General features: G+C 45.1%; 12 protein-coding genes. 8 read left to right on the top strand and 4 right to left on the bottom strand.

From position 1 onward, the window contains the following. The first annotated feature begins 32 nt into the window (after positions 1-32). The 8 genes from AC3CKG_RS13510 to AC3CKG_RS13475 all read left to right on the top strand — a co-directional run bounded on the left by AC3CKG_RS13510 (position 33) and on the right by AC3CKG_RS13475 (position 11,792). On the top strand, positions 33-2,372 hold the full coding sequence (locus tag AC3CKG_RS13510; RefSeq protein ID WP_488528475.1) for a patatin-like phospholipase family protein: 2,340 nt from the start codon (positions 33-35) through the stop codon (positions 2,370-2,372). Positions 2,373-2,643: 271 nt separating this feature from the next. After that, positions 2,644-5,232, top strand: a complete 2,589-nt coding sequence (gene acnB, locus AC3CKG_RS13505) for a bifunctional aconitate hydratase 2/2-methylisocitrate dehydratase (RefSeq protein WP_488528474.1) — start codon at positions 2,644-2,646, stop codon at positions 5,230-5,232. A 159-nt stretch (positions 5,233-5,391) separates the two neighbouring features. After that, positions 5,392-5,760 (top strand): YacL family protein, encoded by a 369-nt coding sequence (locus tag AC3CKG_RS13500; protein WP_029223248.1) that lies wholly within the window; start codon positions 5,392-5,394, stop codon positions 5,758-5,760. A gap of 226 nt (positions 5,761-5,986) precedes the next feature. Continuing rightward, complete coding sequence (gene glnK, locus AC3CKG_RS13495; RefSeq protein ID WP_004738200.1) at positions 5,987-6,325, top strand: P-II family nitrogen regulator; 339 nt, start codon at positions 5,987-5,989, stop codon at positions 6,323-6,325. Positions 6,326-6,352: 27 nt separating this feature from the next. Next, positions 6,353-7,582 carry an ammonium transporter gene (locus AC3CKG_RS13490; RefSeq protein ID WP_065102984.1) on the top strand — a complete coding sequence of 410 codons (1,230 nt, stop codon included), beginning with the start codon at positions 6,353-6,355 and terminating at the stop codon, positions 7,580-7,582. 296 nt (positions 7,583-7,878) lie between these two features. Next, positions 7,879-8,892, top strand: coding sequence for a Fe(3+) ABC transporter substrate-binding protein (locus AC3CKG_RS13485; protein ID WP_017106911.1), 1,014 nt, complete (start codon positions 7,879-7,881; stop codon positions 8,890-8,892). A 246-nt stretch (positions 8,893-9,138) separates the two neighbouring features. After that, positions 9,139-10,764 carry an ABC transporter permease gene (locus AC3CKG_RS13480; protein WP_017106912.1) on the top strand — a complete coding sequence of 542 codons (1,626 nt, stop codon included), beginning with the start codon at positions 9,139-9,141 and terminating at the stop codon, positions 10,762-10,764. After that, positions 10,764-11,792, top strand: coding sequence for an ABC transporter ATP-binding protein (locus AC3CKG_RS13475; protein WP_017108735.1), 1,029 nt, complete (start codon positions 10,764-10,766; stop codon positions 11,790-11,792). Before AC3CKG_RS13480 ends, AC3CKG_RS13475 begins: the two co-directional genes overlap by 1 nt. 136 nt (positions 11,793-11,928) lie before the next feature. On the opposite strand, the gene AC3CKG_RS13470 is transcribed toward AC3CKG_RS13475, so the two are convergent. The 4 genes from AC3CKG_RS13470 to AC3CKG_RS13455 all read right to left on the bottom strand — a co-directional run bounded on the left by AC3CKG_RS13470 (position 11,929) and on the right by AC3CKG_RS13455 (position 18,793). Next, the gene (locus AC3CKG_RS13470; RefSeq protein ID WP_017108736.1) at positions 11,929-13,341 is read right to left on the bottom strand and encodes a phosphoglucomutase/phosphomannomutase family protein; all 1,413 of its coding nucleotides are present in this window, start codon (positions 13,339-13,341) and stop codon (positions 11,929-11,931) included. A 74-nt stretch (positions 13,342-13,415) separates the two neighbouring features. After that, positions 13,416-15,821 carry a glycoside hydrolase family 94 protein gene (locus AC3CKG_RS13465; RefSeq protein WP_488528473.1) on the bottom strand — a complete coding sequence of 802 codons (2,406 nt, stop codon included), beginning with the start codon at positions 15,819-15,821 and terminating at the stop codon, positions 13,416-13,418. Between the two features lie 128 nt (positions 15,822-15,949). Beyond that, a complete protein-coding gene (locus AC3CKG_RS13460; RefSeq protein ID WP_488528472.1) occupies positions 15,950-17,896 on the bottom strand; it encodes a beta-N-acetylhexosaminidase in 1,947 nt (648 codons plus the stop codon). Between the two features lie 12 nt (positions 17,897-17,908). Continuing rightward, positions 17,909-18,793 carry a glucosamine kinase nucleotide-binding domain-containing protein gene (locus AC3CKG_RS13455; protein WP_488528471.1) on the bottom strand — a complete coding sequence of 295 codons (885 nt, stop codon included), beginning with the start codon at positions 18,791-18,793 and terminating at the stop codon, positions 17,909-17,911. Between the last annotated feature and the right edge of the window lies 1 nt (position 18,794).

Genomic DNA, 18,794 nt, shown 5'->3' with positions numbered 1-18,794 from the left:
AACAGAAAAGAATGACAAGGATAGTTTAAATAATGATTTCTCGTTGGTTAGTGAGTAGCTTAGGTGTTGTCGGTACAGTGATCAGTTTTCAACTGTTTGCAGCTACTGCAGCACAGGTAGATTCATCAGAACATGTTGAACTTAAACAAGCTCATAAAAGGCCAACCGTTGCTGTCGTGCTCGCTGGTGGAGGCGCTAAAGGTGCAGCCCACATTGGCGTGCTTAAAGCTTTGGAAGAGATGCAGATTCCGGTTGATTACATTACCGGTACCAGTATGGGTGCATACGTTGGTGGTCTTTATGCGACAGGGATGAGCGCAGATGAGATCGAAAGTTTTATTTATACGGTGGATTGGAATCGCGGTTACCGTGATCGCGTTAACCGTAGCGATCGCCGAGTGCGTGACAAAGAGTATGAAGACCGTTACCAACTGAATACCGACCTCGGTCTAGGTTGGGGCGAGATCAAAGCAAGAAAAGGTGTGGTTCAAGGTCAGAATATGTTGCGTATTCTGCGTGAAACGACCGGTAACTTATCTCCACTCGATTCTTTCGACAACCTTGCTATTCCATATCGTTCTGTTGCAACCGACATCATCGATCTTGAAGAAGTGGTCATCGATCATGGTCATCTTGTTGATGCGATGATGGCGAGTATGTCAGTACCCGGTGCGCTTCCTCCTTATGAAGTAGAAGGGCGCATGCTGGTTGATGGTGGTGTCACCAATAACATGCCAGTGGATGTTGCTCGAGCAATGGGAGCCGACATCGTTATTGCCGTTGACATCAGTACTAACTACAAAAGTAAAGAAGACTTCACTAACTTTTTAGCCGCAGCAGATCAACTCTCTAATTACCTTGTTCAACGCAGCACGCAAGAGCAAGCCGCGACGTTAACAGACGATGATTTTTTCCTACGTCCTGATGTTGGGCGAATGGAAACCACAGACTTCGATAAAATGCCGACGGCTTACCATGCGGGATACGAAGCAACAAGGCAGTATCGGGATCAGCTTTCTAAGTTGGCGCTCTCGAATGCGGACTACCAACATTATATTGATGACAAGCAGAAAGCTCGAAAGCAGCTCAAGCATGGTGATAAAACGGTTGTGGATAAGGTCGTTATCAATAATAACACCCACTATTCAGATAAGTTGATTGCCAATCGTTTGAACCTCGATTCTGGAAAAGTCCTTAAAACCAGTGAAATTGAATCTCAGGTTAAAGACCTGTATGCGCTCGATCGTTTTGAACTGGTCACCTATGAATTTGACAATGTAGATGGTGAAGATCAACTGCAGGTCGATGTAAATGAAAAATCATGGGGCCCCAATTACCTCAACTTTCGATTTTTTCTTGAAGATGATTTCTCGACTACCAGTCAGTACTCGATAGGTGTCTCCGCCAATTTTACTGATATTAATAAGCATGGTGCAGAGCTAAGAACCAATATCGAGATGGGTACTGACAAACGAATTGAAGCGGAACTCTACTCGCCATTCTTTTCTAGTCAAAAATTGTTCACTTCAGCATCGGTTGTTTACAGTAAGGAAAACAGAAACTTGCCAGCGGGTGAGGGCGAGATTGGAGAGCCAACACTGGACGCAACGAAAGACTACTTTCCAATGAGTTATAGCGAGTATGTCGGTGAATTAGCATTAGGCTATCAACCTACCTTGTGGCAAGAGCTGAAGTTTGGTGTTCGTTATACTGATGGTAATGTTGAGGTATCTTCGTTACCTTCGTTGGGCAGCGGTGGCTACACGCGTATTGGCGGTTTCGTCGGTTACCGACTGGACACTTTGGATAACTTCAGTTTGCCGACCAAAGGCTACTTTGTCGATTTAGAATACCTTGTCTCCCATGATGATTTTGAGGACAATACGTCTAGAGATACCCCGGATCTAGGGGCTGAAAGCGACACTGTTTATGAGATTTCGGCTAATTTCATGGCGGCACAGAGTATTGAAAAGCATACTTTAGTCGCAAAGTTCGATTTTGGCATGGTAGAGAGTAAAAACTCCGTGTTCCCCATCGATCCAAAGGAGCTTGGAGGCTTCTTAAACTTATCGGGAATACCAAGAAACAGTCTTATTGGACAAAACTTAGCATACGGCAGTTTAATCTATCGCTATAAATGGTTTGAAAATGACTTCGGCTTGTTTGAGTCGCCATTTTACATAGGTGCATCTCTAGAACATGGCGGCGTTTGGTCGAATAACGATTTGTCATTGGATGAAGCGCCCATGTACACCGCGGGTTCTGTTTTCGCGGGTGTCGATTCACCAATCGGGCCGATCATTTTAGCTTATGGCCGAACCGAAGATAACTTCGATTCGGTGTATCTGATTGTAGGTACTTCCTACAAATAATCATGCGTAGAGTCACCATTTAAGTGCGGAATTAGGAAAAAATCGTAGGACTTTCGTCTTAACTTGCTATGTTGGTCAAAATGATAAGATTTTAATTTATCGTTAAATTTGCTATTCTGTCGCCCACAGTTTGGCCTCTATGACGCCGCTCATCAATACAAATTGAATGACAAAAATGGCAATGGAGAGCCAAGTTTCCAAGGATGTTCGCTTCTTTATTTTACTAATAATTACCAATGTAAAGAAGGAACCGCAATGAGAGGAAAAAGTCGTGCTTGAAGCCTACCGTAAACACGTCGCAGAGCGTGCTGCCGAAGGAGTTGTTCCTAGACCATTAGATGCTGAACAAGTAGCAGGCCTAGTTGAACTTTTAAAGAACCCGCCCCAAGGTGAAGAAGCTGTTATTCTTGACCTACTAGAAAACCGTATTCCACCAGGTGTAGATGAAGCTGCTTACGTTAAAGCGGGTTTCCTAACGGCTATCACTAAAGGTGAAGTTGAATCTCCACTAGTAAGCAAAGCTAAAGCTGCGGAACTACTTGGCACAATGCAAGGTGGTTACAACATCGAATCTCTAGTTTCTTTACTGGATGATGCAGAGCTTGCTCCTATCGCTGTTAAAGCGCTTTCTCATACTCTATTGATGTTTGACGCATTCTACGACGTAGAAGAAAAAGCAAAAGCTGGCAATGCTTCTGCTCAGCAAGTTCTTCAGTCTTGGGCTGATGCTGAGTGGTTTACAGCTAAAGAGAAAGTCGCGGAAAAAATTACCGTTAAAGTATTCAAAGTCACTGGTGAAACAAACACCGATGACCTATCTCCAGCGCCAGATGCATGGTCACGTCCTGATATCCCAGTACACGCAAAAGCGATGCTGAAGATGGAACGTGATGGCATTACTCCTGATGAGCAGGGCAACGTTGGTCCAATTACTCAAATTGAAGAAATGCAAAAAGACGGCATTCCACTGGCTTACGTTGGTGATGTTGTTGGTACCGGTTCTTCGCGTAAATCAGCGACAAACTCAGTGCTTTGGTTCATGGGCGAAGATATCCCATTCGTACCAAACAAGCGTACTGGCGGTGTTTGTCTTGGTGGTAAAATTGCTCCGATCTTCTACAACACGATGGAAGACTCAGGCGCGCTACCAATTGAGCTGAACGTACAAGACATGAACATGGGTGATGTGATTGATATCTATCCTTATGAAGGTGTTGTTCGCAAAGACGGTGCAGATATCTCAAGCTTTGAACTAGGCAAAGTACTTCTAGATGAAGTTCGAGCTGGTGGTCGTATTCCATTGATCATCGGTCGTGGCTTAACGGGCCGTGCTCGTGATGCTCTAGGCCTAGCTGAAACCGATCTGTTTGCTAAGCCAATCGACCCTTCTGCTTCTGATAAAGGCTACACGTTAGCTCAGAAGATGGTAGGTAAAGCGTGTGGCGTTGAAGGTGTGCGTGCCGGTCAGTATTGCGAACCTAAAATGACAACTGTAGGTTCTCAAGATACTACGGGTCCTATGACACGTGATGAGCTGAAAGATCTGGCTTGTCTTGGTTTCTCAGCGGATCTTGTGATGCAGTCTTTCTGTCACACATCTGCATATCCGAAACCAGTTGATGTAAACACTCACCATACACTGCCTGATTTCATCATGAACCGTGCGGGTGTTTCACTTCGTCCGGGCGATGGTGTTATTCACTCATGGTTAAACCGTATGCTTTTGCCTGATACTGTTGGTACAGGTGGTGACTCGCATACTCGTTTCCCTCTAGGTATTTCGTTCCCAGCAGGTTCTGGCTTAGTAGCATTTGCTGCAGCAACAGGTGTTATGCCTCTTGATATGCCTGAATCAATCTTGGTTCGCTTTAAAGGTGAAATGCAGCCAGGTATCACGCTACGTGACCTTGTACATGCCATTCCTCTTTACGGTATCAAGCAAGGCCTACTGACTGTAGAAAAAGCTGGTAAGATCAATGAATTCTCTGGTCGTGTACTAGAGATTGAAGGTGTTGAGCACCTTTCTGTTGAGCAAGCATTTGAACTTTCAGATGCATCGGCAGAGCGTTCGGCTGCTGGTTGTACTGTCAAGCTTTCTCAAGAGTCTATCGAAGAGTACCTGAACTCGAACGTCGTTATGCTTAAGTGGATGATCGCTGAAGGTTACGGTGATGTTCGTACTATCGAGCGTCGTATTACGGCAATGGAAGAGTGGCTAGCGAACCCTGAGTTACTTGCTGCTGATTCAGATGCTGAATACGCTCATGTTATCGAGATTGACCTTGCTGACATCGATCAGCCAATCCTATGTGCACCAAACGATCCAGATGATGCTCGTCTTCTTTCTGACGTTCAAGGTACTGAGATTCAAGAAGTGTTCATCGGTTCTTGTATGACCAACATCGGTCACTTCCGTGCTGCAGGTAAGATGCTTGAAGAGTTTAATGGCTCTTTGAATACTCGCCTATGGGTTGCTCCGCCAACTAAGATGGATAAAGACCAGCTGACAGAAGAAGGCTACTACGGCATCTTCGGTCGTGCTGGGGTTCGTATTGAAACTCCGGGTTGTTCATTATGTATGGGTAACCAAGCGCGTGTTGCTGACGCTTCGACAGTAATGTCGACGTCTACTCGTAACTTCCCGAACCGTTTGGGTAATGGTGCGAACGTTTATCTAGCTTCTGCTGAGCTTTCTGCAGTTGGTGCGATTCTTGGTCGTATTCCAACTAAAGAAGAGTACTTAACGTACGCAGAGAAGATTAATGCAACCGCTGCCGATACTTACCGTTACTTGAACTTCCATAAAATGGGTCAGTACACGGATAAAGCAGACACGGTTATCTTCCAAGAGCCAGCGTAATCGTTGACTGAGTAAGATACAGACAGAACGCCTTCTATTCGTAGAAGGCGTTTTTTTATGTCTGAATGTTGGACGACGAGCGACTCGATCTATTGATGACTTCGCTATATACTCTCGCCTCATTTTTTACCCTATCTGTCATTAGTGCGCGGAGCCTTTATGGAATTTGAATTTACACGAAACACTTTAATGGGCGAGTACTATGTAAAGTGCAGCATGGGTCATGAAATTGTTGGCCGCTGGCTTCAAGAAGAGATCGGGAAAGATAAGCAGAAACTGGATCATGTGATGGCGTTGATTGAGCAATCTCGACAAGATCTGAACAATGAAGTGACGCTACTAGGCAAAGAGATCAGCCTAGCGATCAATGAAGACGACGTAACCATTCAAGAAAATGTGCTAGGGCACGAGCAAGAGATGGAAGAGGGCAGTGAGTTCGATTTCTATAATTGTGAAAGCGAAGCAAGCTGCGGAATCGATGATTTCGAGTTGCTAATCGAACGTTGGATTGATTTTTTAGGTTACTAGTTGCTAATGATTTTGCATCGTGAAAGTTTCGTTGCCCAAAACTAGAGCAACGACAGTGCAACGCATTAAGATAGTGAAAAGGCCGCACCATATTGGTGCGGCCTTTTTCATTTCTAAAACGGTATTGTTTATATTTTATTTAAAATCAATAACTTAAATTTCTGGCACGCTACTTGGATTGTAATAAGAGTATTAACGGATTAAGTGAAGAATTTAAGGAAAGAATATGAAATTAATAAACGCCATAGTTAAACCATTTAAATTGGATGATGTTCGAGAAGCGCTCTCTGATGTTGGTATTGAAGGTATGACAGTTTCTGAAGTAAAAGGATTTGGTCGTCAAAAAGGACACACGGAGTTGTATCGTGGTGCAGAGTACCAAGTTGATTTCCTACCAAAGGTAAAGCTAGAGATTGCAACCCAAGCTGAAAATGTTGACCGAGTTGTTGAAGCGATTAGCCAAGCGGCACACACCGGAAAAATCGGCGATGGCAAAATTTTTGTGTATGACCTAAGCCAAGCCGTACGAATTCGTACCGGTGAAATGGATGCTGAAGCACTTTAAAGAATTACAAGGACTGGAGACTTTAATATGGAACTTACAACAACAGTAACGGAACTACGTTACGCACTAGACACTTTTTTCTTCCTCATTTCAGGTGCGTTGGTAATGTGGATGGCTGCAGGCTTCGCGATGTTAGAAGCTGGTCTCGTTCGTTCAAAGAACACCACAGAAATTTTAACTAAGAACATTTGTTTGTACGCGATTGCTTGTACGACTTTCTTAGTCGTTGGTTACAACATTATGTATGTCGATAACGGCGAAGGTGGCTGGTTACCGTCATTTGGTACTCTGATTGGTACTCAAGGTGAAGGTGCAGACCACTCATTAGAATCAGACTTCTTCTTCCAAGTAGTTTTCGTTGCAACAGCAATGTCTGTGGTATCTGGCGCGGTTGCTGAGCGAATGAAACTTTGGTCATTCCTTATCTTCTCTGTCGTGCTAACAGCATTCATCTACCCAATGGAAGGTTACTGGACTTGGGGCGGTGGTTTCCTATCAGAAGCTGGTTTCAGTGACTTTGCTGGTTCAGGTATCGTACATATGGCTGGTGCTTCAGCAGCCTTAGCGGGTGTGCTTCTACTGGGTGCTCGTAAAGGTAAATATGGTAAGAACGGTGAAATCTACCCAATTCCTGGTTCAAACATGCCACTGGCAACGCTAGGTACATTTATCCTTTGGTTTGGTTGGTTCGGTTTCAACGGCGGTTCTCAACTGATGGTTTCTGATTTTGAGAATGCAACAGCGGTTGGACAAATCTTCCTTAACACCAACGCAGCAGCAGCAGCAGGCGCTATCGCAGCACTACTAGTATGTAAAACGACTTGGGGTAAAGCAGACCTAACAATGATTCTTAACGGCGCATTAGCTGGCCTAGTAGCAATCACTGCAGACCCTCTATCACCATCACCTCTATTCGCAGTAGCGATTGGTTCGGTATCTGGTGCGTTGGTTGTATTCAGTATCATTGCCCTAGATAAAGCTAAGATTGATGATCCAGTGGGTGCTATCTCGGTACACGGTGTATGTGGTTTCTTCGGTCTAATGGCTGTTCCACTAAGCAATGCTGATGCAACATTTGGTGCTCAACTACTGGGTGCAGCCGTTATCTTTGCATGGGTATTCGGTGCTAGCTTAGCGGTATGGGCAGTGCTTAAAGCAACAATCGGTATTCGTGTCAGTGAAGATGAAGAACTTGAAGGTATGGACATGCACGATTGTGGTGTAGGCGCTTACCCTGAGTTTGTATCAGTAAAATAATCAACCGTAACCGCCTAATCTGAATGGGTTAGGCAGTACAAAGAAAACCCTGCAACGAACCGTTGTGGGGTTTTGTTGTATTTGGGGCTGAACATTGTAAGCGAGCTTGTCATGGTTACAGGAGCTATGTGAAAGCCTCATGACGGGCATAATTACTGAAATGCTTTGTTACAAAAGTGAGAGTTTAAATGCTCTGAGTAGACGGATTTTTTGTCGGTCGTCATTGTAATTATGTTAATGATGAATATAATAACGCAACTGATAGACATTATCATTTCGATATAAAGGATTTTAAAATGAAGAAACTGCTAACACTTTCAGCTCTAGCGTGTGGCGTAATTGCCCCAACAGCAATGGCTGCGGAAGAAGTAAATGTATACTCTTACCGCCAACCTTTCCTTGTTGAGCCAATGTTCAAAGAGTTCACGAAAGAGACTGGTATTAAAGTAAACGTTAAGTTTGCTAAAAAAGGTTTAGCAGAGAAGTTAGCTCAAGAGGGTGAATACAGCCCTGCTGATGTTGTCTTAACTGTCGATATCAGCCGTCTATCTGAGCTAACTAAACAAGGTCTAGTTCAATCAGTTGAAAGCGATGTACTTGAAAAGAACATCCCTGCTCAGTACCAAGATACTGCTAACGAGTGGTTTGCTCTAACAACTCGTACACGTAGCGTTTATTCTTCACGTGACCGCGTTGGTCGTCTAGGTGAAGAGTTCACTTACGAAGATCTAACTAAGCCTGAATTTAAAGGTAAAATCTGTACTCGTAGCGGTAAGCACCCATACAATGTTTCTCTTGTTTCTTCGATGATTGCTCACAAAGGTGAAGCTGAAACGAAAGAATGGCTAGAAGGCGTAAAAGCAAACCTAGCACGTAAGCCTCAAGGTAACGACCGCGCACAAGTTAAAGCGATTAAAGAAGGTCTATGTGATGTTGCTCTTGGTAACAGCTACTACCTAGGCAAAATGATTAATGATAAAGAGCAAAAAGCTTGGGCTGACTCTGTTTACATTAACTTCCCTAACCAAGAGACAACAGGTACTCATGTAAACATCTCTGGTATGGCGATGGCTAAATACTCTCCAAACGAAGAGAATGCCGTTAAGCTGATGGAATTCCTATCTGGTAACACTGCACAAAGCATGTACGCAGAAGTGAACTACGAATACCCAGTGAAAGCAGATGTTAAGCCTTCTGAGCTTGTTGCTTCATGGGGTGAGTTCAAAGCAGATACTATTTCTCTAGATGAAATTGCAAACCACCACGCGGCTGCAATCAAGCTATTAGATGAAGTTAAGTTCGATCTATAATTTATTATTGTAGGCTTCGGCCCGCATAAAATTACAACCTCAAGTTGCTACTTTTTGGCCACTTGGGGTTGTTTGTTTTTGGGAAATCACTTTTTGATACAAAGCTCTCTGTTGATCCCTTGAGTTATGTGCATCTCACCTTGAAGTCATTAGAGTATATGGGTATAAATAACCCCACCATTAAAAGGACATGAGATGTATTTGCAAATGCATATGTATTTCATTAAGCCTCGTTGTAGTTAGGCGATGAAAGAAAAGAATTATTTATGGAACACCAGTAGCGGCATAATCGCTGTACTACTCGTTTTACCAATCTTAGCGATATTCACGACTGCTGTTGGAGAAACAGATGAGCTATTTTCTCATCTGATGTCCACAGTAATGCCCACCTATGCCTACAATACGGTGGTTTTAGTCATAGGAACCATGTTCCTGTCTTTAATCTTTGGTATTCCATCTGCATGGATCATGGCAATGTGCCGTGTCCCTGGAGAGCGTGTTTTACAATGGGCGCTCGTGCTGCCATTAGCAATGCCTGGCTATATCGTGGGTTATATCTTTACCGACTGGTTTGACTTTGCTGGCCCTGTTCAAATTCTCTTGCGAGATCTAACGGGCTGGGGGCCTGGTGAGTATTGGTTTCCCGATATTAGAACCTTGTCGGGTGCGATTATTGTTCTGTCTCTTGTTCTTTATCCTTATATTTATTTGCTCTGCCGTGCGGCATTCATGGAGCAAAACGTATCCCTATTACAATCCGCTCGTTTGTTAAAGTGCTCTCCTTGGGAAAGCTTTCGTCGTATTTCATTACCGCTCGTGCGCCCTTCGATGGCGGTAGGTTTGTCTCTTGTTGCGATGGAAACCATCGGTGACTTCGGTACCGTGAGTTACTTTGCTGTAAACACATTAACGACCGCTGTTTACGATACTTGGTTGGGCTACTCGAGCTTAACGGCCGCAGCAAAAATATCGGCAATAATGCTGGTTATCGTCATTCTATTGTTGAGTACCGAGCGATACAGCCGTCGTAAGCAGAAGTTATTTCAGAATCAGTTCAGTAGCCGTGAAGACTTTCGTTACGAGCTAATTGGTTGGAAGAAGTGGTTGGCACTCTTTTGGTGTTGGGGATTGGTGTGTATTGCGTTCTTATTCCCTCTCGCGCAGTTGATCATATATGCCTACAAGTATTTTGCCCAAAGCTGGACCCCAGAGTTCAGAGAGTATGCGCTTAATAGCCTCTATGTCTCTGTTGTTGCAGCGATTATTGGTGTGCTCGTTGCGTTGATTGTTAACTTTAATCAACGTGTTAGCCCTGGTAAGAAAAACCTAGCTTACATGAGATTCGCATCTATGGGCTATGCGGTTCCTGGAACCGTGTTGGCGATAGGTGTCATGGTGCCTGTACTGTTCATGGACCACTTAGTTAATGACATAGCGAAAGCGATGGAGTGGGGCCGACCTGGTTTGATCTTCTCTGGTTCTATGTTTGCGCTGATATTTGCCATGGTGGTGCGTTTTTCTGCTGTTGCTATTGGTAGTATCGAAAGTAGCTTAAGTAAGGTGTCACCTTCATTGGATATGGCATCTAAAACAATGGGTTGTAATACCAATCAGATGTTACGTCGTGTGCATCTCCCTCTGATTAAGCGTGGTGCACTGATTGCAGGCTTATTGGTGTTTATCGAATCAATGAAAGAGTTAAACGCGGCATTGCTGCTGCGTCCTTTCAATTTCGAAACGCTCGCGACTTATGTTTATAACTATGCGTCAGATGAGCACCTTGAATTAGCAGCCATGCCTGCTGTGTTGTTAGTCTTGGTGGGTTTAATTCCGCTGATCATCGTAAACCGTTCCTTGGAGCAGAAACACTAATGAGTTGTGCATTATCAATTAAAGATCTGACTTGTAAGTACGAGTCCCAAACTATTTTGGAATCTCTTTCTTTAGAAGTTGAGCATGGTGAAATTGTTTGTCTGCTTGGTGCCAGTGGCTGTGGTAAGACGACGCTGCTTAAAGCGATTGCCGGCCTGCTTCCATTGAGCAGTGGTGTCATGAGCTTGAATTGCCAAGTGATTGATGACGCAGCGAATTGGTTACCACCAGAGCAGCGCAACATTGGTATGATCTTCCAAGACTATGCTCTGTTTCCACACCTTACTGTGAATCAGAACGTGGCATTTGGTCTGCGTGATATGTCTGAGCAAGATAAGGCTGCGAAAGTTAAAGAGATGCTTGAGCTTGTTCATCTTGACCAATTTGGCGATCGTTATCCTCATCAACTATCTGGTGGACAACAGCAACGTGTCGCGATTGCGCGCTCTTTGGCATATAAGCCAGACCTGCTGCTATTGGATGAACCGTTTTCTAACATTGATACCCAAGTTCGTCATGAGCTGATTTCTCAGATTCGTAAAATCTTTAAGAAGCAGGGTGTGACGGCTATTTTTGTGACTCACAGTCGTGAAGAGGCGTTTGCCTTTGCTGACAAGATGGCAGTAATGAATCATGGTGTCATCGAACAATACGGCTCGGCGTCAGAATTGTACTTCCACCCATCAAGCAAGTTTGTTGCAGACTTCTTGGGCGGCGGCAGTTATTTAGGTGCACAACGTATTTCTGAACATGAGTTCGAGACAAGCTTAGGTTTGATTGAAGCGAAAGCGCAGACTCAGATCGAAATTGGTGCTGAATGTGCGTTGCTGTTAAGGCCTCAGCATATTGTGGCGAGCCACGATGTCGACAGTAACCTTTCGGTATTGGAACAGCAGTTTATGGGTGACCACTGTCGTTATGTGATTGAAGCGAATGGCCAGAAATTGCTAGCAACGTCTTCAGAAGCGCTTGAGTTCGGTATGCCGGTAACGGTGAAAGTCGACACCAAAGGCGTATTGGCGTTCTAACCAAGCCTAGCTCGAAATTATAGCGACAAAAAAGCCCAGCACTTTAATCAAGTACTGGGCAAGAGTTCTTCACTTATAGGCGTTAACAAGGCAGTGATTTGTTAAATCCTATACAAAACTGCTGCACTCTATAAGCCTATAGAGAGAGGAAGTCTTTCACTTTTTGAAGAACATGTTCTGCAGTGTCTTTATCTTCCATTTCTGCGAAGATTCGTAGTAACGGCTCTGTTCCTGAGAAGCGAGCAATAACCCAGCCGCCATTCTTGAAGTACACCTTAGCGCCATCTTCATAGCTGACTTTTTCAATTTCGTATTCAAATTCAGGCAGTTGTTTCTCTACGTAGATCTTGGTGTAGAGCGCTTCTTTCTCTGAAGGTTTGAATTTGCAATCCCCTTCCGCCGTATACGCATAACCATACTTAGAGTAGATTTCATCAAGCAACTCAGAGAGCTTCTTACCTGTCACACTGATCATCTCAACCAATAAGCTTGATGCGAATACGCCATCCTTACCTTTGATGTGGCCACGAATGGTTAAACCACCCGAACTTTCGCCACCAATCAGTGAGTCGTCGGCTTCCATTTGAGAACTGATATGTTTAAAGCCTACCGGAACCTCAAAGCTCTTTTCGCCATGATCCGCCGCGACTTTATCTAGCAGGTGTGTGGTTGCGATATTACGAACCACTGAGCCTTTCCAACCTTTGTATTCCAACAAGTAGTAGTAAAGCAGTAGCAGCACTTCGTTAGGGTGAATGAAGTGACCTTTCTCATCGATAATGCCCAAACGGTCGGCATCGCCATCGGTACCAATACCAATGTCATAACCTTCAGCCGCAACTAAGTGCTTCAAGCGATACAGCGTTGCTGCACTTGGAGAAGGCATCAAGCCGCCAAAGTCTGGGTTTTTACCATCATTGATTACATCAACATCACAGCGAGCGCTGATTAACACGGTTTGCAGTGCGTTTTTCGCCACGCCAAACATTGGGTCGATCAGAACTCTTAGGTTGGCTTGTTTAATCGATTCGATATCAATAGCGTTAATGATCGAGTCAACAAAGGCGTTCATCGGATTGATGATTTCAATTTCTTTGTCGTTCAATGCTTGTTCAAAATCGACTCTGACGACATCTTCACTGGTTAGGGTCGAAATTTGTTGTTCGATCTTTTCTGTGATGATCTCGTCAGCATCACGGCCACCTTCAATGAAGATCTTAATACCGTTATAGTCTGCTGGGTTGTGAGAAGCGGTAATACACGCAGAGTAAACACATCCCATCTCTTTCGCTTGGAACATCACGATAGGAGTCGGAACGAACTTGTCGATAAAGCTCACTTTGATGTTGTTGGCTGCCAATACTTCAGCAAACCAGCACGCGGCTTTATCTGAAAGGAAGCGGCGGTCATAGCCGATAACGAAGCCGTTTTTCGCTGCATCTTCATTATTGATGATGTTAGAGAGTGCTTGTGCGACTAAGCGGACGTTTTCTCTAGTGAACTCTTCACCAATAAACGCGCGCCAGCCGCCAGTACCAAATTTAATCATTAGAAAATCCTTTTAGTCTCACTATTTCAAGCCAGTAAAGACTTGAGATAGGAGCTGTTCATCAAATTAAGTGATTAGCCGAGTACAACGATAACTTCGTTCACGCTGCCTTCTGCTTGTACTGGGATTGCGCCTTCAATCTGCTCACCGTTAATCGTGATAGAGGCAACGCCCTTACTTACTGAATTCGGGTTTTGAACTGTGATGTTGTAAGTCGCACCGCGCCATTGACGAGTTACCTCGAATTCTGGCCAATCAGTTGGGATACAAGGATCTACGGTTAAACCTTCAAAGCCTGTGCGAACACCAAGAATGAAGTTGGTTACCGCAAAGTAAGCCCAACCCGACGTACCTGTTAACCAAGGGTGATTTGCACGGCCGTGGTCTTGGTGGTCTTTACCCATGATGAACTGCACGTACGAGTATGGTTCTGCGTAGCGCGTTTCAATCATGTCGTTTTGGTTGTATGGGTTTAGTGCGTCGTAGAATTTCATCGCGCGGTCACCACGGCCTAGCTTCGCTTCGGCTACCCAAGCCCATGGGTTAGGGTGAGAGAAGATAGCGCCGTTCTCTTTTACGCCTTGGTAAACGCGAGTCACAAAGCCAATATCGTCATTTGGTGTAGCAAATGATGGAGAGTTTAGGTGTAGGCCGTATTCAGAGAAAAGGTTTTCATCAACAGCGTCCATCGCTTTCTCGCCACGCTCTTGAGATACCGCGCCAGATAGAACCGCTAGCGTGTTTGACTCAAGGTGTACACGACCTTCAGTTTGTTGCGCGGTACCGATCTTGTCACCATTTTTAGTCAGACCACGGATGTACCAGCCACCCTCGTCATCCCAAAGGTGCGTTTCACACGCTTCGCGAACGTTAGCTGCCATTTCTGTGTATTTAGCGACATCAGTATTGTTATTACGGAACTTGGCCAGATCTAAGAATTCTTGTAGCGCCCAGAAATGCAGGAATGAAACCATTGAAGATTCACCGCCACCTAGGTTCAAACAGTCATTCCAGTCAGCACGTAGACCTTTACAGATACCTGTTTGACCTACGTATTCTGCAGAGAAGTTCAGTGCAGCTTTCATGTGTTCGTAAACCGTTGCTTCGCCGCCGTCTGCGTATGGAATTACTTCGTCAAAGAAATCGTGTTCACCGGTTTCCATCACGTACTTGATGATGGTTGGTACGATCCACAAGTGATCATCAGAACAGGTATCGTCAATGCCGTGGATCTTGTCGTCGTCTGAAGGCGTTGGAACAACCGTTGGTGATTTTGATGGCTCAACGTCGGCTTTCTCTGGATCGAACCAGTCAGGATCGAACAAGTGTAGACCGTAGCCCGCTTTCACTTGGCCGCGAAGCAGGTCAATAATACGCTTCTTGGTCATTTGTGGGTTGGCATGAGGTACTGAAATAGCATCTTGCGCAGTATCACGGTAACCCAGACCAGTACGACCACCAACTTCGATGAATGAAGCAAAGCGAGACCAAACCACACAGGTTTCGGCTTGGTATAGCGTCCACGTGTTGATCATTGTGTCTAAGCCTTCGTTTGGAGACTTAACTTGGAACTTGTTGCAGCGCTCATCCCAGTGATCTTTGATGCCTTGGAAAGCCGCATCTACGTTGGCTGTGTCTTGGTATTTCTCACGTAGGCGCTCACCGTTGCCTTTGCCGATACCTAGTACGTACGCAAAGCGAACCTCTTCACCCGGTTGAATTGTAAATTGTTTATGCAGAGAACCACAGTGGTTGTAACAGGTTTGAGCGCTGTTAGAACACTTGCCATTTTCAACCGCGATTGGGTTTGCTTCGTCACGGTACATGCCAAGGAAGTTGTCACGCTGACCATCGTAGCTGTCTGGTGAGAAAGTTGAAGCTAGGTAGTAGAAACCTTCAAAGTCGTTGGTGTTGTAGTACAAGTCGTATTCCAGAACACCTTCTTGGTAAGACGTCCCCGCAGAGTACAGAGACATCTGATGGTTCTGGTTATCTGATTGAATATGACTGAAAGAGAACTCAACAAATGAGAAAGTGCTGATGGTTCTTGGCTTGTCAGTGCTGTTCTTCAGCACGACGTCCCAAACTTCCGCATCTTCACCCTTAGGAACGAATAGCGTTTTAGTTGCCGTAATACCGCTGTATTCACATTTGAACTTTGAGTATGACAGACCATGACGAACTTCGTAGTTCGCTTCATCTAGGCTTTTTGCCACTGGCTGCCAAGAGATAGACCAGTAATCACCCGTCTCATCATCACGTAGGTAAACATAGTGTCCTGGACGGTCGAAGGTGCCGTTTGGACGGAATTTAGTAACACGGTTGTATTCCGGAGAATTGTAGAACGAGTAACCGCCCGCATTGTGCGAAATCACGGTACAAAACTTTTCAGTACCTAGGTAGTTGGTCCAAGGTGCTGGTACATCAGGGCGAGTGATGACGTATTCGCGATTGTCGTTATCGAAATAGCCGTATTTCATTGTCATTTCCTTTTTAACAAACTGCATCTATGCAGCTAATTTTTAAATAGTGATGCTGAGCCTTATCTGACTGAGCACCTTAATTTGAGTCAGCAACCGCTCGATGTGAGTGTCGCTTTGGTTTTGTTTTATTGAGATTTCCAAGGATTGCGATAGTCAACATTGAGTCTGTCGAGTAATGGCAGGTGACCCTTTAGGCGAGACAAGTAATCTAGCCAGTTTCGGTTGTTTTTATGTGTCCAACATCCTTCAGCTAAAGCGCTAATTCTTGGGAATACCATATAATCCATACGCTTTTGATTGGTGACGATCTCACACCATAGAGCGCACTGAATGCCGCGGATCCGCTTACGAATTGGGTCGGTGTCGGATATTTCAGCAAGCGCTTCGTAGGTATAAGCTTGTTCTAATGGGATAACGGCAGCCCAATCGACGCCCGGTTCTTCCGGTGCATAATCTTGGGTCATGTCGAGATAGGTAAACTGTGCCGGTTGCAGCACCACATCAAAGCCTTGGCGAGCGCAATTCACTGCAGCTTCTTCACTGAGCCACGAGTAGATGATGGTCTCTTTGCTCACCTTGTCACCGTGCTGTGCTTCTTCCCAGCCCACCATGCGCTTGCCGAGTTGCTTAAGTTTGTTCTCGGCATAGCGGAATAGATGACCTTGCAAGTCTTTACTGTCTTGGTACTGGTGTTCTTTCATCAGTGCTTGAGCGGCAGGGCTGTTAGTCCACACGCCCGGTGGTACTTCATCTGCGCCCATGTGAATCAATTCGCTAGGGAAAAGTTCAGCTACTTCTTCAATCACAGCATCTAAGAATTGGTAAGTACCGGGTAAGCCTGGATTTAGCACGTTGTCGTTGTAGTGCTGAATACTTTTGTATTGAGTGGTGTCGGCTTGCTCTACCAGCATCTCTGGCAGTGACTTAATCGCAGCACGACAGTGTCCCGGGATATCGATCTCTGGGATCACCGTGATGCTGCGTTGCTCTGCGTATTCAATGACTTCGCGAATCTGTTGCTGTGTGTAGAAGCCGCCATAGTTTTCAGCAAGGTGCGTGTATTGTGGCTCTAATGCATGATCAGGCCCGCGCCAAGCGCCGATTTCAGTCAGCTGAGGTAGGCTCTTAATCTCAATTCTCCAACCTTCATCGTCAGTTAGGTGCCAATGAAATACGTTGAACTTGTAGTGCGCCAGTTGATTGATTAAACGCTTCACTTGCTCTACCGAGTGGAAGTGACGAGCGCAGTCCAACATCATACCGCGGTACTTGAAACGAGGTTGATCGGCGATTTTGCAACATGGTACAGAGAAGCTCTCGGCATCCAGTTGTTGTACCAATTGAATCAAGCTTGCCACGGCGTGTGTGAAGCCAGACAGGCTGCCTGATTCAACCATTATCTGTTGTGCTGTGACGGTGAGCTTGTACTCGGCTTCGTCTAAAGTCGGATTGCTGCGAAATAGAATGTCGCCGCTTTCGTCTTTTGAAAGTTCAGTTGAAGGCTCATTCGAAAGAGATATTTCGAAGGTAGAAAGCCATTCTTGTTGCAGCCAAGACGCTGCTTTATCAGCAAGGTGGGATTGAATCACAATCTTGGATTCACAGCTTAGTGCGAAGCTACCTTGCTTGAGTTCGATCTGATTCGGCTGAGGAATCAATGCCACTTCAGCTGCGCTCACTTCAGGAATTTGATTGCGTTCACGATATGGTGAAGCCAGAACAATCGGTGATATTGCGACAGGCAGTACTGACGTTTCTTCTTGGTGATGTGATTGGATAAAGGCATCATTCAAGCCATCCGAATAGAAGCGGAATGGGGCGCTTTGAATACTGAATTCAAGGTAGTAATGGTTATTGGCCTTTAACGCTGGCGAACTTGGCTTGAACGAGCAGTAGCTTCCAACTTGAGTCAGTTCACCTTGCGATAGACTCTCAGGAAGGATGAATCGGTCAAAGGCAAAGTGCAGTGACCAATCTTTTACGTCGAGGTCACTTAAGTTATGTACCGTAAGGCCAAATCGGCAGTTATTTTTTTGTTCAGAAAGAACAGCTAAGTCGATGCGATAATTCATATAACTTCCCTGCTAAGCCTGTTGATACAAGTTGTGTTGTGGTTTTCCGGCAAACATCAATGCGCCTTCAATAGCGTCAAATTGAGGTTCAACGATCCATTGTTGTACTGGTGGCGATAGCCAGTTGAGAATACGCTCAGCGATACTTCCCATTAAGCACACCTTGTCAGCGCCTTTTTGATGAAGTGCTAATACAAACATTTCGATATCGGCTGCAGTCTGCTTAAGCATCTCGATAGCCAGTTCATCTCCTTCATTCGCCAATTGAAAAATGACTGGAGAAAATTGACCGTAATCTTTTGGTATTGCCCCTTTCGACCACGCCACAATCGCATCCACATCATTATTAAAGTGATTCATAACATGTTGAGTTAGTGGGGTTTTACTACGAATGCCATCTTCAGCGAGTAGAACTTGCTGAATTAAACGAAGGCCCATGACTGCGCCGCCGCCTTGGTCTGAAATTGGGAATTCACGACCGCCAACAACATGTTGCTCGCCATTGTTTAAGTAGATGCCGCACGAACCTGTGCCACCTATCATGATCGCGCCGTTTTGGCCATTGTGAGCACCAATGCAAGCGCCGTAAGCGTCGGTGTTTAGTGTCATACTTGCGAAAGGGTGTGCCTGTGCCATGAAGTCGAGCCATGCTGATTTTTGCTCTGCGCCAGCCAGTGCTAACCCTACATGCATGTTTGAGAAATGGTTTGAGTCGAGTTGACCTTGTTGTGCTGCTTTGGCAATGGCATCAATAATAGAGTTCATCGCAACATCAACGCCCAATAGGATGTTGGCACTGCCGCTCTTAGCTTCACCAATCAGTTTACCTTGGTCATCTCTAATTCGAGCTCGGCAAGAAGTGCCTCCACCATCAATACCTACGTAGTAAAGAGTCATG

The organism is Vibrio sp. QJM3NY_15 (genome assembly GCF_057785995.1).
The sequence above is the reverse complement of the archived record's forward strand: the minus strand, read 5'-3'. Positions and strand labels throughout refer to the sequence as shown.